General features: G+C 72.7%; 12 protein-coding genes and 2 pseudogenes. 6 read left to right on the top strand and 8 right to left on the bottom strand.

All coding sequences use genetic code 11. From position 1 onward, the window contains the following. Positions 1–240 (top strand): annotated as a pseudogene (locus tag ACILR4_RS28205) (enoyl-CoA hydratase); the annotation flags it as partial. A 28-nt stretch (positions 241–268) separates the two neighbouring features. On the opposite strand, the gene ACILR4_RS28200 reads toward ACILR4_RS28205, so the two are convergent. Continuing rightward, positions 269–1,177 carry a LysR family transcriptional regulator gene (locus ACILR4_RS28200; protein ID WP_395704221.1) on the bottom strand — a complete coding sequence of 303 codons (909 nt, stop codon included), beginning with the start codon at positions 1,175–1,177 and terminating at the stop codon, positions 269–271. Between the two features lie 318 nt (positions 1,178–1,495). Here ACILR4_RS28200 and ACILR4_RS28195 point away from each other — a divergent pair, with 318 nt between their 5' ends. Together ACILR4_RS28195 and ACILR4_RS28190 are read left to right on the top strand one after the other, a co-directional pair. Next, positions 1,496–2,590, top strand: a complete 1,095-nt coding sequence (locus tag ACILR4_RS28195) for a porin (RefSeq protein WP_395704220.1) — start codon at positions 1,496–1,498, stop codon at positions 2,588–2,590. Between the two features lie 40 nt (positions 2,591–2,630). Continuing rightward, positions 2,631–3,833 carry an MFS transporter gene (locus ACILR4_RS28190; RefSeq protein WP_395704219.1) on the top strand — a complete coding sequence of 401 codons (1,203 nt, stop codon included), beginning with the start codon at positions 2,631–2,633 and terminating at the stop codon, positions 3,831–3,833. On the opposite strand, the gene ACILR4_RS28185 is transcribed toward ACILR4_RS28190, so the two are convergent. Both ACILR4_RS28185 and ACILR4_RS28180 read right to left on the bottom strand, forming a co-directional pair. After that, positions 3,830–4,714: an OmpA family protein gene (locus ACILR4_RS28185; protein WP_395704218.1), complete on the bottom strand. Its 885-nt coding sequence runs from the start codon at positions 4,712–4,714 to the stop codon at positions 3,830–3,832. The genes ACILR4_RS28190 and ACILR4_RS28185 overlap by 4 nt on opposite strands. Before the next feature lie 23 nt (positions 4,715–4,737). Continuing rightward, entirely contained in the window at positions 4,738–5,919 is a 1,182-nt protein-coding gene (locus tag ACILR4_RS28180) for a hypothetical protein (RefSeq protein ID WP_395704217.1), read from the bottom strand. 134 nt (positions 5,920–6,053) lie between these two features. Here ACILR4_RS28180 and ACILR4_RS28175 point away from each other — a divergent pair, with 134 nt between their 5' ends. From ACILR4_RS28175 to ACILR4_RS28165, 3 genes are all read left to right on the top strand, one after another. After that, a complete protein-coding gene (locus ACILR4_RS28175) occupies positions 6,054–8,597 on the top strand; it encodes an ATP-binding protein (RefSeq protein WP_395704216.1) in 2,544 nt (847 codons plus the stop codon). Between the two features lie 68 nt (positions 8,598–8,665). Further along, on the top strand, positions 8,666–9,040 hold the full coding sequence (locus tag ACILR4_RS28170) for a hypothetical protein (protein ID WP_395704215.1): 375 nt from the start codon (positions 8,666–8,668) through the stop codon (positions 9,038–9,040). Positions 9,041–9,073: 33 nt separating this feature from the next. Then, positions 9,074–9,850: an SDR family NAD(P)-dependent oxidoreductase gene (locus ACILR4_RS28165; protein WP_395704214.1), complete on the top strand. Its 777-nt coding sequence runs from the start codon at positions 9,074–9,076 to the stop codon at positions 9,848–9,850. On the opposite strand, the gene ACILR4_RS28160 is transcribed toward ACILR4_RS28165, so the two are convergent. The 5 genes and pseudogenes from ACILR4_RS28160 to ACILR4_RS28140 all read right to left on the bottom strand — a co-directional run. Then, positions 9,835–10,896 (bottom strand): pirin family protein, encoded by a 1,062-nt coding sequence (locus ACILR4_RS28160; protein ID WP_395704213.1) that lies wholly within the window; start codon positions 10,894–10,896, stop codon positions 9,835–9,837. The genes ACILR4_RS28165 and ACILR4_RS28160 overlap by 16 nt on opposite strands. Before the next feature lie 26 nt (positions 10,897–10,922). Then, positions 10,923–11,696: an SDR family oxidoreductase gene (locus ACILR4_RS28155; RefSeq protein WP_395704212.1), complete on the bottom strand. Its 774-nt coding sequence runs from the start codon at positions 11,694–11,696 to the stop codon at positions 10,923–10,925. A gap of 1 nt (position 11,697) precedes the next feature. Further along, entirely contained in the window at positions 11,698–12,393 is a 696-nt protein-coding gene (locus tag ACILR4_RS28150; protein WP_395704211.1) for an ABC transporter ATP-binding protein, read from the bottom strand. A gap of 10 nt (positions 12,394–12,403) precedes the next feature. Further along, entirely contained in the window at positions 12,404–13,177 is a 774-nt protein-coding gene (locus tag ACILR4_RS28145; RefSeq protein ID WP_395704210.1) for an ABC transporter ATP-binding protein, read from the bottom strand. Next, a pseudogene (locus ACILR4_RS28140) lies at positions 13,174–13,382 on the bottom strand (branched-chain amino acid ABC transporter permease); the annotation flags it as partial. The pseudogene ACILR4_RS28140 and the gene ACILR4_RS28145, both read right to left, overlap by 4 nt.

Genomic DNA, 13,382 nt, shown 5'->3' with positions numbered 1-13,382 from the left:
CAGGTGATGCTGACGGCCGGCCTGGAGCAGACGCAGATGCTGGCCACGGTGTTCGACGGCATCACCCGCCACAACCCGGAAGGGCTGTGGTTCCGCCGCCAGGCGCAGCACGAAGGCTTCAAGTCCGCGGTGGCCTGGCGCGACAGCGGCCGGCCGATTCCCGAAGGCGACGAGGCGCGCGCGCTGATCCGCGAACTGGAGGCGCGCCACCGCACCGGACCCGACGGCGACGCCGGCTGAGCGCCTGGGAGGCGCCGGCGGCGCGGGCTCAGCCCGCCCCGGCCGCCGTCGCATGGTGTGCGGCGCGGTGCAGGTGCGACAGGAAGTGCCGCACCGCCGGCTTGAGCGCGCGGTCGGCCATGGTGATCGCGCCCACCATCAGCTCCAGCCCGCCCTCGCGCAGCGGCAGCACGGTCATGAAGGGCTGGGCCGCAGGATGGCGCGCGATCGGCAGCGGCATCAGCGCCAGGAACTCGCCGGTGACCACCAGCGACAGCAGGCCGAGCGTGGAATCCACCACCGCCGCCGCGGGCGGTGGCTGCAGCCCGTTGCGCTGGAACAGCAGCCGCGCGTAGCCGGTGGCGCCGGCGATGCTGGTGTAGACCCAGCGCGCGCCGGCCAGCTGGTGCAGCGACTGCACCTGCGCATGCGGGCTGCCGGTGCCCGCCACCACCACCATGCTCACCGGCATCAGCGGCTCGACATGGAATTCGCCCGGCGGCAGGCCCTCGGGGATGGGGCCGACGACCACGTCGACCTCGCCGCGGCGCAGGTCACTGAGCTGCGCGACGTACAGCTGCTCGCGGATGCGCAGGTCGATCTGCGGGAACTCGCGACCGAAGGTGCGCAAGGTCTCGGGCACCAGCTGCAGCACCGCCAGGGGCACCGCGGCGATGCTCAGCTCGCCGACCATGTGGCCGCCCAGCTGGCCGATCTGGCTCACCGCATGCGCCAGCTCGCGCTCGACCTTGCGCGCCTGCTCGTACATCACCCGCCCCTGTGCGGTGGCGATGACGCCGGTGGTCGAGCGCATCAGCAAGGGCGCGGCCACCTCGCGCTCCAGCTCGCGCACCATCTTCGTCAGCGCCGGCTGTGAACAACCGACGCGCCGCGCGGCGGCCCGCAGGCTGCCTTCCTCGACCGCCGCGACCAGTGCACGCAGGGCATTCAGACGCATGGCCGGGGATGATAACGGCGCGTTATCGCGCGCGGTTTCGCGTCATCTTCCCACCTGCAAGAGCGATTCCTAGACTTCGCCGCAACCCTTGAACCAGATCAAGGGACCCTCGATCGCGCCCCGGCGCGGTCCATCCAGGAGACCCACGTGTCGACGAGATTCCTGCAGCCCGGGCTGCCGGCGGCCCTGCTGTTGTCGATGCCCTTGCGGGCCAGCACCGCAGCTCCTACCTGCCCTCGATGACGGGCAGCGCCACCGCGGTGTACGAGAACCTCGGCGCCTGACCCACAACACCCGCTCACTTTGGAGACAAGCACCATGCACCGTGCCCCGTTCATCGCCGCGCTGCTGGCCGCGGCCAGCGCCACCGCCCACGCCCAGACCGCCACGGTCTACGGCCTGCTCGATTCGGGCATCGAACACCTCGACAGGGTCGGCGCCGACGGCCGCTCGCTGACCCGCGTGCCGGGGCTCAGCGGCAGCGTGCCCTCGCGCCTGGGCTTTCGCGGCAGCGAGGACCTGGGCGGCGGGCTGAAGGCCGACTTCACGCTGGAGATGGGCATCGGCGTGGACACCGGCACCTTCAACCAGGGCGGCCGGGCCTTCGGGCGCCAGGCCTGGGTCGGCCTGTCCGGCCCCTGGGGCGCGCTGACGCTGGGCCGCCAGTACACGATGCTGTTCTACGGCCTGCTCGATGCCGATGTCACCGGGCCCAACACCTTCGGCTCCGGCTCGCTGGACAACTACCTGCCCAACGCCCGCACCGACAACGCGCTGGGCTACCGCGGCAGCTTCGGCGCCTTCACGCTCGGCGCCACCTACAGCTTCGGCCGCGATGCGGTGAACGCCGGGCCCTCGCCCTCGGGCACCAACTGCGCCGGCGAATCGGCCACCGACCCCAAGGCCTGCCGAGAATGGTCGGTGATGCTGCGCTACGCCACGCCGGCATGGGGCGCGGTGCTGGCGGTCGACGAGATCCGCGGCGGCAGCGGGGCCTTCGCCGGCCTGACGCGCAGCGACCTGCGCGACACCCGCAGCGCGCTGAACGGCTGGTTCAAGACCGGCGACATCAAGTGGGGCGCCGGCGTCATCGAGCGCCGCAACGAGGCCAGCGCCGCAACGCCGAAGAGCCGGCTGTGGCACATCGGCGCCAGCACGCCGCTGGCCGGACTGTGGACGCTGGACGCGACGCTGATGCGGCTGAAGTTCGACCACAGCGCGAATGCCGCGACGCTGGCTGCGCTGCGGCTGAGCTACCTGCTGTCCCGGCGCACCGCGCTGTACGCCACCGCCGGCCACATCGGCAACGACGGCACGCTGGCGCTGTCGGTCAGCAATGGCGCGGCCGGCGCGGCGCCGGCCGCCGGCACCGGCCAGAGCGGCGTGATGCTGGGGATGCGGCACGCGTTCTGAGGCCGCGCGGCGCTTCACGTCGGCCGCCGATACTGGCGGCATGTCCGACGACGACTTCTCGCTGCGCCGCATCGCGCTGCCGGCCTTCGGGCCCACCTTGCTGTTCGGGATCGGCGAAGGCGCGATCCTGCCGATCATCCCGCTGGGCGCGCGCGAGCTCGGCGCCTCGCCGTCGCTGGCCGCGCTGATCGTCGCGCTGATGGGCCTGGGCGCGCTGGTCAGCAACATCCCGGCCTCGCTGATCACGATGCGGCGCGGCGAGCGCTGGGCCATCGTGGCCGCCGCGCTGTGGTCGGTGCTGGCCTTCGTGCTGTGCGCGGCCACCGGCTCGCTGGCGCTGTTCACCGCCGGCTGCGTGATGGTGGGCATGAGCCAGGCGGTGTTCAGCCTGGCACGCCAGAGCTACCTGACCGAGGCGGTGCCGCTGGCCTGGCGCGCCCGCGCGCTGTCCACGCTGGGCGGCACCATGCGCATCGGCCTGTTCATCGGCCCCTTCGCCGCGGCCGCGGCGATCCACCGTTTCGGGCTGGTGGGTGCCTACGGCGTGGGCATCGTCGCGCTGCTGGGCGCGGCGCTGATTGGCGCGCGCGTGCCGGACCTGGCGGCGCACGGCGCGGCGGCTGCGGGCCGGCAGGCCGACGCGGCGCGCATCACGCTGGGCTCGACGCTGCGCGACCACCGGCGGGTGTTCCTGACGCTGGGCGTGGGCGTGGTGCTGGTCAGCGCGGTGCGGGCGACGCGCCAGGCGGTGATCCCGCTGTGGGCCGACCACCTGGGGCTGGAGGCCTCGGTGGCGGCGCTGATCTACGGGCTGGCCGGGGGCATCGAGATGCTCGTCTTCTACCCGGCCGGGCAGCTGATGGACCGCAAGGGCCGGCGCTGGGTTGCGGTGCCCTGCATGACGATCATGGGCGGGGCGCTGCTGCTGATGCCGCTGGCGGCCGGCGCCACCACGCTGCTGCTGGCCGCCTGCGTCATCGGCTTCGGCAACGGCATCGGCTCGGGCATGGTGATGACGATCGGCGCCGATCATTCGCCGCGCGTGGGCCGCGCGCATTTCCTCGGCGTCTGGCGGCTGATGGCCGACATCGGCTCGTCCTGCGGGCCGGCGCTGCTGTCGATCCTGACCGCCGCGCTGTCGCTGGGCGCGGGCGTGGTCTTCGTCGGGCTGATGGCGCTGGCCGCCGCGGCGCAGCTGGGCTACTGGATCCCACGCGCCGGGGACGCGTCGACACCGCGTTAGGACTTCACCAGCTCAACGCGCCGGTTGGCGGCCCGGCCGGCCTCGCTGTCGTTGGCCGCGCGCGGCACGCTGTCGCCCTTGCCGACCGCGCTGAGGCGGCGCGCCTCGATGCCGTGCGCGACCAGGTGCTGCAGCACCGCCTGCGCGCGCCGCGCCGACAGCGCGAGGTTGGCGGCCCGGTCGCCGACCTTGTCGGTGTGGCCCTCGATGCGCAGGCGCAGCGACGGCTCGCGCTGCAGCAGTGCCAGCACCTCGGCCAGCAGGGCCTCGGACTCGGCCCGGATCGTGGCCTTGCCGGTGTCGAACAGGATGCCCTGCAGCGCGACGCGGCCCTGCTGGCGCAGGAGGTCGGCCATCTCGCCGGCGTCGAGCTCGAGCTTCTGCGCCATCGCGCCGACGTCGACGATGTCCAGCGTGTAGCCGGTGTTGGCGGCATAGATGTCCAGCTGCACCCAGCGCTCGCCGCCGTCGCGCCGCGGCACGCGGAACACCGCGCCCTGCTGCGGGTCCTTGCGCACCAGCCGTCCGCCCGCCTTGCGCAGCGCGTTCTCGTAGTTGGCGATCAGCTCCACCAGGCTGGGCGTGCGGGCGCCCTCGTTCAGCACGTAGCGGATCTCCCAGAAGCGGCCGGCGCGCGCGTCGCCCTTGCCGTCGGCCCAGGCGTCGAAGCCCTGGGTCGCGAAGACGAACTCGTTGTAGTCGTTGCGGGTGGCGGCGTCGATGTGGAAGCCGGGAAAGCGCGGCACCTCGGGATGGTCGGCGGTGCCGTCGGCATCGTTGGGGTCGGTGGCCGCGGCGGCCGGGCCGGCCTGCAGCACGGCCAGGGCCAGCAGCAGCGCAGACAGCAGCATGCGCAGCCAGCAGCGGAAGGAAGCGGTCATGGTCAGGTCTCGCGGCAGGGGCTTCACAGCGGCTGGCCGTTCAGTCGCACCGCGGTCGCCTGCTGCACCTCGGTGCTGCCGGCGATGGCGGTGACGGTCTTCACCGGAATGCCCTTGCCGTCGATGACCCAGCTGGTCTGCAGCGTGTCGGGGTCGTCGGCATACGTGGTCTCGAAGCGGCAGGTGGCGTAGCGGCCGGCCGGCACGGTGATCGATTCGCGGCCGACGAAGCGGATCGTCGAGGTGCTGGTGTCGGTGACGGTGCCGGGCGTGCCCGGCACGCCCGGCAGTCCGGTGGTGGTGGTGGTCGTCGTCGCGGTGACCGAGGCGGTGAGCGACTGGCCCACGGCCAGGCCGTAGCGTTGGTCCAGCGCCGGCGGCGTGTTCACGCTGTGCGAACGGGTGCTCATCTGGAAGCCGCCGCCGGACACCTGCATCAGCGTGTCCTCGCCGAACAGCGTGAGCTCGGCGTCGCCGGTGCGGCGCGCGTAGGAGCGGGCCTCGATGTCCATCGTGCTCTCGACCCCCTCCGACGCGATATGGCCGGTGCTGTGGATCAGCGACTCCACCGCGGCCTGGCCCTCGAAGGTCTTGGGGCCGGTGACGCGCCAGTCGATCGCCACGCTGCCGCTGCTGCTGCCGCTGTACTGCAGCGCCAGCTCGATGTGGGTGCCGGTGGCCTCCAGCAAGGCCAGGTCATGGCAGCCGTTGTTCGGGCCATTTGGGCCCGGGCCGGGGCCCGGGTCCACCGGCGTGATGAACTGCGACAGCGGTCCGACGTAGACCGGGCTGTCGCCGAAGGGCCCGCCCATCACGTACACGCCGTCCAGCGCATAGCCCGGGTCGGCGCTGACCACCACGCCGAGGTAGACGCCGGTGGCCGCGTAGTAGCGGTAGCGGAACGGCGGCAGCGACTGCGTGGCCGGGTTGCCGGGGAAATAACCCGCAAAGACAGAGGATTGGGCATACGCGAACAGCTGCTCGGCCGCCTGCTCGCGGCTGGGCGCAGCGGCCGCGGACCGGGCGTGGGTGGCCAGCGCGTGGCGCAGCTGCCGTACTGCGGCAGAGGGCGCGGCAGAGGGGGCTGCAGCGAGGGTGGCGGGACGGGACGCGGCCGGGGCTTCGGCCACCGGCTCGGTACCGCCGCCGCAGGCGGCCAGCAGCACCGCGGCGGCGGTGCAGGCGATCAGGGAAGGAACATGCATGGGTGTCGTCGGAAGAACTGCACAAGGCGGCCACGGGCCGAGGGCGCGCATGTTCGGCGGGCGCGGGCCCTGCCGTCCTTAAAATTCCTGAAACTTGCACCTCGGTCGGGAGCCCTTTGCGGGCCAGGGAGTGGATGTCGCCGCGCTATCGATTCGGGCCTTTCGAACTGCTGAGCACCGAACGCCGCCTGCTGCGCGGCGGCCTGCCGATCACGCTGCGCCCCCGTGCCTTCGACCTGCTGGCCGCCCTGGTCGAGCAGCGCGGCGCGCTCGTCACCAAGCAGGCCTTGATGGACCGGGTCTGGCCAGGCCTGGTCGTCGAGGAATCGAACGTGCAGGTGCAGGTCTCCGGCCTGCGTCGGCTGCTGGGGGCCGAGCTCATCGCCACCGTCCCCGGCCTGGGCTACCGGCTGGCCCTGCCCTGCGTCCCGGTCCACGCCGCCGCTTCGCCTCCCCCACCCCCATCCCAATCCCCACGCCCCGGGCCGGCGCCACCGCCGGCCAGTGTCGACCGCCTGTTCGGGCGCGAGCCGGACATCGAGGCCCTGCTGGCCTGGCTGCACGAGCACCGGCTGGTCACCGTGCTCGGCAGCGGCGGGCTGGGCAAGACCCGGGTCGCGCAGGAGGTGGCGCAGCGCCACGCGCAGGCGGCGGGCGAGGCGGCCGTGTGGGTCGACCTGGCGCCGGTGGCCGATGCGCAGCAGCTGCCCGCCCGCCTGGCCGCGGCCCTCGGCATCGACCTGCCGCCGGGCACCGCCGATGCGCTGCCGTCGCTGCAGGCCCGGCTGCAGCCGGGCGCGCCGCTGATCGTGTTCGACAACTGCGAACACCTGGCACCGGCCGTCGGCCTGCTGGCCGGCCGGCTGCTGCGCGCGCTGCCGGGCCTGCGGCTGCTGTGCACTTCGCAGCTTAGGCTGAAGGCGGCTGGCGAGCGCGTCTACCGGCTGCAGCCGCTGGCGCTGCCGCGGCCGGACATGCCGTGGGACGCGGCACTGGCCTGCAGCGCCCTGGCGCTGCTGCTGCACCGCGCGCGCGCGGCCGACCATCGCTTCACGCTGGCACCGGAACACCTGCCCGCGGTGGCCGGGCTGCTGCGCCGGCTGGATGGCGTGCCGCTGGCCATCGAGATGGCCGCTGCGCGCCTGCCGCAGCTGGGCCTGACCACGCTCGGCCACCAGCTGGCGGACTGGGTGCGCCTGCTGCGCAGCCCGCAGATCGACGCGCCGGCCCGGCAGTCGACGCTGCGCGCCACGCTGGACTGGAGCCACAGCCTGCTGGCGCCGCGCGAGCAGGCCGTGCTGCGCCGGCTGGCGCCCTTCGTCGGCGGCTTCACGCTGCCGACGGCGCAGGCCGCGCTGGTGCAGGGCGGGCTCGATCCCTGGGACGCGCTGGAGGCGCTGGGCGCGCTGGCCGACAGCTCGCTGCTGCAGGGCCAGCCGGGCGAGCCGCCGCGCCACCGGCTGCTGGAGACCACGCGCCTGCTGGCCCAGCAGCAGCTGGCCGCGCATGGCGAAGGCGCCGCCGCCGAGCAGGCCCACGGCCACGCGATGGCGGCCTGGGCCGAGCAGATCGAGGAAGCGTTCTGGCAGCTGCCCGACCGCGACTGGCTCGCGCGCCATGCGGCCGACCAGGCGGACCTGCAGGCCGCGTTCGAGCGCGCCTGCGAGCGCCGCGACGTCGAGGTGGCCGCCCTCACCGGCACGGCGCTGGCGCGGCTGGACTTCCTGCGCAACCTGCACGGCGAACGCCGCCGCCGCGCCGAGGCCTTGCATGCGCTGCTGCCGCTGGCCTCGCCGCGCGCGCGGGCCTGGGCCTGGCATTGCATCGCCTCGCATGGGCTGATCACGCTGCAGGCGGTGTCGCGGCAGGAGGCCGCGGCCCAGGCCGTGCTGGCCTGGCAGGCGCTGGACGACACGGTGCGGCTGCACGGCGCGCTGTGCTTCCAGGCCGCCATGTGCGCCCGCGCGCAGGCCTTCGACGAAGCCGAGGCCGCGCTGGCCCGCGCGCAGGCACTGGAGCAACCCGACTGGCCGGCGCGCCGGCGCCTGTGGCGGGCCTCGATGACGGCCACCGTGTGGGGCCACCGGGGCGACCTGGCGCGCTTTCGCGCGGCCTCGGCCATCGAGCTGCAGCTGGCCGACGAAGCCGGCGCCGAACGCTCGGCCGCCTGGGTGCGGCTGAAGCTGGCCGATGCGGCCCGATCGGCCGGCGCGCTCGACGAGGCCCTTGCGCTGGGCGAGGTGGCCGTGGCCGCGATGCGGGCGGCCAACTCGCCGGCCGACCTGGGACTGAGCCTGTGCCACCTGGCCGCCGCCTGGTTGCTGAAGGGCCAGACCGCGCCGGTGCGCGCGCTGCTGGCCGAGGCGCTGCCGCTGATGTGGGCCAACGGCTGGGCCCACCTGCTGCAGGACACGCTGGCGCTGCAGGCGGCACGCACCGCCCGCCCGCGCGACGCCGCGCGGCTGCTGGGCTGCGCCGACGCCTGGTACGGCGCCCACCGCGACACGCGGCTGGCCGGCGAGGCCCAGCTGGTGGCCTGCGCCGAGGCGCTGATCGCGCAGCGCTTGAGCCCGGCCAGCGCCGCCACGCTGCGCGCGCAGGGCGCCGCGCTGGGCGACGCGCAGGCCCGCCGGCTGTGCCTGGCGCTGCTGGCGCCGGACAGCGACGCGCCGGCGTAAAGAGTCTTCACATCCGGTGCGACAATCCGCGCGCCGCAGCGGCCCCGCACTGCCCTGTTCCGCCCAACGTGCCCGACAACACCACCCTTGCCCGCCGCCACAACGTGCTGGCGCTGTTCCAGGCCTTTGCCGAAACGCAGATGCGGGCCGGCGTGCCGCCCAAGGGGCTGGAGCAGCGCTTCGCGCAGCAGCTGCAGGTCAGCCCCAGCATGTGGAGCCAGATCAAGAGCAGCCGGCCCATCGGCGACCGGCTGGCGCGGCAGATCGAGGTGGCCTGCGGGCAGCCGGCCGGCTGGCTCGATCAGCCGCGCGAAGCCGCCGGACCGAGCCCGGCCGAGCAGCAGATGCTGGCGCTGGCGCTGCAGGCCTGGCGCAGCACCAATGCCGCGGGGCGCAAGCGGCTGAAGGGACTGCTGAAGGAACTCGCGGCATCATCGGGCTGACGGCGCACGTCCAGCGCCCGGAGCGACCCCAGCATGTACACCCCCTTCGACCTGAACGGACACAACGCGCTGATCACCGGCGGCAACGGCGGCATCGGCCTGGGCATGGCGCGCGCGCTGCTGGCGGCCGGCGCGCGGGTGGCGATCTGGGGATCGAACCCGCAGAAGACCGAGGCCGCGCGCGCGCAGCTGGCCGGTGAATGCGGCGATGCGGCGCGCGTGCTGGCGCGCGTCTGCGATGTCGGCGACGAGGCCCAGGTCGAGCAGTGCTTTGCCGAGACGGCCGCCGCGCTGGGCCGCATCGACAGCTGCTTCGCCAATGCCGGCGTGTCGAGCAAGGGCACGCGGCTGGTCGACATGAGCCTGGACGAGTTCCGGCGCGTGCAGCGCATCAATGTCGAGGGCGTGTTCCTGACCTTCCGCGCCGCCGTGCGCCACATGGCCGCGCACGGCCAGGGCGGCTCGCTGGTGGCCACCGCCAGCACCGCGGCGCTGGAGGGCGCGGCGCACAACAGCCACTACGGCGCCTCGAAGGGGGCGGTGACCTCGCTGGTGCGCGCGCTGGCGGTGGAGCTGGCGCGGCACAGGATCCGCGTCAATTCGATCCTGCCGGGCTGGATCGTCACCGACATGACCGAGCGCTCCGTGCAGAACGAGAAGTTCGCCAACGCGGTGATGCCGCGCATCCCCGCGCGGCGCTGGGGCGGCATCGACGACTTCGGCGGGATCGCGGTGTTCCTGGCCAGCAGCGCCTCGGCCTACGCCACCGGCGAGCAGTTCGTCATCGACGGCGGCTACACCAAGTTCTGAGCCAACGGCGGCGGGCGCTGGAGGCCGGCCTCGCCCGGCCCGCGCGCGAAGCGGGCCGCGTCGGCGCCATGCACCGGCGCCTCGCTGGGCCAGGGCCAGCCGCCGAAGCGGGTGCGCTGGTAATCCGCAAAAGCCTCGTGGATCTGCTGCTCGGTGTTCATCACGAACGGCCCGTGCTGCGCCACCGGCTCGCCGATCGGCCGGCCCTGCAGCAACAGCAATTCCACGCGCTGGGCACCGGTGTTGGCCAGTGCCAGCGGCTGCGCGGCATCGACCTCGATCGCGACATGCTCGGTCAGATCGCGCCCGGCCACCTGCAGCCGCTCGCCGGCGAAGAAGTAGGCCACGCGCCGCGTCTGCGCGCCCTGTGCCGGCGGCAGCACGATGCGGGCGCCGGGATCGAGTGCGAGCGTGACGATGGCCAGGTCCGACTGCGCGTCGCTGGCCCATGAATCGGGCGGCGGCGGCAGTGGCGTGAGCGCAGGCTGGCCGGCCGGCTGCAGCCCCGGCAGGCGGCCCGCGACGACGGTGACCTCGGTGCGTGCGCCGCCGGCATCGGCGATGCTGAAGCGCGGGATCTGCTCGGCCCACAGCATCGAGAAATACGGCGCGCACATCTTGCTGCGCGCCGGCAGGTTGAGCCAGATCTGGAACAGGTCCAGCGGGTTGTCCTGCGCCTCGGACAGCAGCGGGAACATCTCGGCATGCACGATGCCGCGGCCGGCGGTGAGCCACTGCACGTCGCCATCGCCGAAGCGCGCGGCCGCGCCCAGCGAATCGGAATGGTCGATGCGCCCGCGCCGCACCAGGGTCACGGTCTCGAAGCCGCGGTGCGGGTGCGCCGGGAAGCCCGGCACCTCGAGCCCGTGGTACATGCTCCAGCCGTCGCGGCGGCTGAAGTCGCTGCCCATCTGCCGGCCGGCCAGCGCCGCGGCCGGGCCGTAGCGGCCATTGCCGCGCGGGTAGCGATCGTCGTGGTGGACGCAGAACAGGAAGGGGTCCAGCGTCGGCCAGGGCATGGCCAGGGGAGCGGTGGCAAGGATCATCGGCACATTGTGCGAGAGCGCAGCCCTCACAGGCTGTCGATGTACATCCGGTTCCAGGTCGGGCTGATGATCAGCTGGTTGACGCAGGCATGCGCCGGCAACTCGGCAACGAAGCGGATGGCCTGGCCCAGGTCCTGCGGCTGCAGCATGCGGGCGCGCTCCTCGGCCGATGGCGGTTGCGGTCGCGTGTCCAGGATCGGCGTGGCCACCTCGGCCGGGCAGATCACGCAGGCCCGGATGCCGTGGATGCCGTCTTCCATGTTGAGGGTCTCGGTCATCGCGGTCACCGCATGCTTGCTGCCGTTGTAGGCCGGACCGGTCAGCTTGGGATGGTGCACGCCGGCCCAGGAGCTGATGTTGATGACCAGCCCGCGATGGCGCGCGCGCATGGCCGGCAGCACGGCATGGGTGGTGTAGAACAGGCTGTCGAGGTTGGTGGCGATCACCTGGCGCCAGCCTTCGGGCGACTGGTCGCGCCAGAAGCGCCGCGGCGTGTTGGTACCGGCGCTGTTGACCAGGATGTCGATGCGGCCGCCGTGGCGCGCGAGGATGCGCTGCGCGGTGGCCGCCACGGCCGCGGCATCGCACACGTCCAGCACCTCGACCTCGGCCCGGCCGCCGGCGCGCACGATGCCCTCGGCCGCCGCCTGCAGCAGCGGCGCACGCCGGCCCGAGAGCACGACGATGGCACCGGCCTCGGCCAGGGCCTGCGCGCCGGCCAGGCCGATGCCCGACCCGGCGCCGGTGATCCAGGCCACCTGGTCTTGCAGGCGGCGCGATTCTTCAGCGGCATTCACCATCTCACACCTCCAACCACTCTCTGCGGACTGGCGCATCGGCCTTCAACTCGGCCGGCGTGCCCTCGAAGACGATCTGGCCATGGCCCATCACCAGGCAGCGCTCGGAGACTTCCAGCGCGATCGTCAGCTTCTGCTCCACCAGCAGCACCGAGATGCCGCGGCGTTTGAGCTCCTTGAGGTACTCGGCCACGAGTTCCACGATCTTGGGCGCCAGCCCCTCGGTGGGCTCGTCGATCATGATCAGGTCCGGGTCGCCCATCAAAGTGCGGCACAGCGTGAGCATCTGCTGCTCGCCGCCGGAGAGCACGCCGGCTTCCGTGTGCTGCCGCTCCTTCAGCCGCGGGAACATGCCGTACATGTCGTCGAAGCTCCACCTGGGTTTCTTCGCCCCGCGCTTCTCGCCCAGCATCAGGTTCTGGTGCACCGTGAGCTTGGGGAAGATGTCGCGATTCTCGGGCACGTAGCCGATCCCCTGGTGCGCGATCTCGTAGGCCTGCAGCCCGAGGATGGGCTTGTCGCGCCACTGGATCGTGCCCTGGCCTTCGACCAGGCCCATGATGGTCTTGACCGTGGTCGAGCGACCCGAGCCGTTGCGCCCGAGCAGCGCGATGATCTCGCCGGGCTTGACCTCGAAGTTCACGCCATGCAGCACATGGCTCTTGCCGTAGTAGGCGTGCAGGTCCTGCAGTTTCAGCATCGGTGCGCCCTCAATGTCCGGCGGCCTGGGCGTCTGCCAGCACCGAGCCGAGGTAGGCCTCCTGCACCCGCTGGTTGGCGCGCACCGCGTCGGGCGTGTCGAAGGCGATCACCTCGCCGTACACCAGCACCGCGATCTTGTCGGCCAGGCCGAACACCACGCCCATGTCGTGCTCCACCGTCAGCAGGGTCTTGCCCACCGTGACGTCGCGGATCAGCTGGATGAAGCGCTTGGTCTCGCTCTTGCTCATGCCCGCGGTGGGCTCGTCCAGCAGGATCACGCTGGAGCCCCCGGCAATGGTGATGCCGATCTCCAGCGCCCGCTGCTCGGCATAGGTCAGGTTGGTGGCCAGGTGGTCGCGCCGGCGATCGAGCTTGATCATCGCCATCACCTCTTCGGCGCGCTCGTTGGCGTCCGTCAGGTCGGCCAGGAACTTCCAGAAGGCGTAGCGGTGGCCCATGCTCCAGAGCACCGCGCAGCGGATGTTCTCGAACACCGACAGCCGCGTGAACAGGTTGCTGACCTGGAAGCTGCGCGAGAGCCCCAGGCGGTTGATCTGGAACGGCGTCATGCCCTCGATGCGCTGGCCGTGCAGCAGGATCTCGCCGCTGCTGGGGCCGAAGCGCCCGCTGATCAGGTTGAACAGCGTGGACTTGCCTGCGCCGTTGGGCCCGATGATGGCCACCCGCTCGCCGGGGTTCACCGCCAGGTTGGCGCCGCGGATGATCTCGGTCTTGCCGAAGCTCTTGCGCACGTCCTTGAGCTCGATGGCATAGGCGCTCATGCGCTGGCCTCCCGCTTCTTGATCTCGGCCTCGATCTCTTCCTGGATCTGGCCCCACTCGCGGCGGAAGCTGCGGCGCGAGAGCTCGAACATCGCCACGCCGATGCCCAGCACGAACAGGGCCCCCAGCCAGCTGTCCAGGCCGCGGGCGTTCAGGCTGGCCCCCAGGAACTCCATTTCCGGGCCCAGCGCGGCATTGAGCTGCA

It is taken from the genome of Aquabacterium sp. (genome assembly GCF_044226965.1).
Taxonomy (GTDB): domain Bacteria; phylum Pseudomonadota; class Gammaproteobacteria; order Burkholderiales; family Burkholderiaceae_C; genus Pseudaquabacterium.
The sequence above is the reverse complement of the archived record's forward strand: the minus strand, read 5'-3'. Positions and strand labels throughout refer to the sequence as shown.

Bases quoted from the DNA above. Each gene is read 5' to 3' on its own strand.
- ACILR4_RS28200 (WP_395704221.1), bottom strand. From the start codon at position 1,177: ATGCGTCTGAATGCCCTGCGTGCACTGGTCGCGGCGGTCGAGGAAGGC.
- ACILR4_RS28195 (WP_395704220.1), top strand. From the start codon at position 1,496: ATGCACCGTGCCCCGTTCATCGCCGCGCTGCTGGCCGCGGCCAGCGCC.
- ACILR4_RS28190 (WP_395704219.1), top strand. From the start codon at position 2,631: ATGTCCGACGACGACTTCTCGCTGCGCCGCATCGCGCTGCCGGCCTTC.
- ACILR4_RS28185 (WP_395704218.1), bottom strand. From the start codon at position 4,714: ATGACCGCTTCCTTCCGCTGCTGGCTGCGCATGCTGCTGTCTGCGCTG.
- ACILR4_RS28180 (WP_395704217.1), bottom strand. From the start codon at position 5,919: ATGCATGTTCCTTCCCTGATCGCCTGCACCGCCGCCGCGGTGCTGCTG.
- ACILR4_RS28175 (WP_395704216.1), top strand. From the start codon at position 6,054: ATGTCGCCGCGCTATCGATTCGGGCCTTTCGAACTGCTGAGCACCGAA.
- ACILR4_RS28165 (WP_395704214.1), top strand. From the start codon at position 9,074: ATGTACACCCCCTTCGACCTGAACGGACACAACGCGCTGATCACCGGC.
- ACILR4_RS28160 (WP_395704213.1), bottom strand. From the start codon at position 10,896: ATGATCCTTGCCACCGCTCCCCTGGCCATGCCCTGGCCGACGCTGGAC.
- ACILR4_RS28155 (WP_395704212.1), bottom strand. From the start codon at position 11,696: ATGGTGAATGCCGCTGAAGAATCGCGCCGCCTGCAAGACCAGGTGGCC.
- ACILR4_RS28150 (WP_395704211.1), bottom strand. From the start codon at position 12,393: ATGCTGAAACTGCAGGACCTGCACGCCTACTACGGCAAGAGCCATGTG.
- ACILR4_RS28145 (WP_395704210.1), bottom strand. From the start codon at position 13,177: ATGAGCGCCTATGCCATCGAGCTCAAGGACGTGCGCAAGAGCTTCGGC.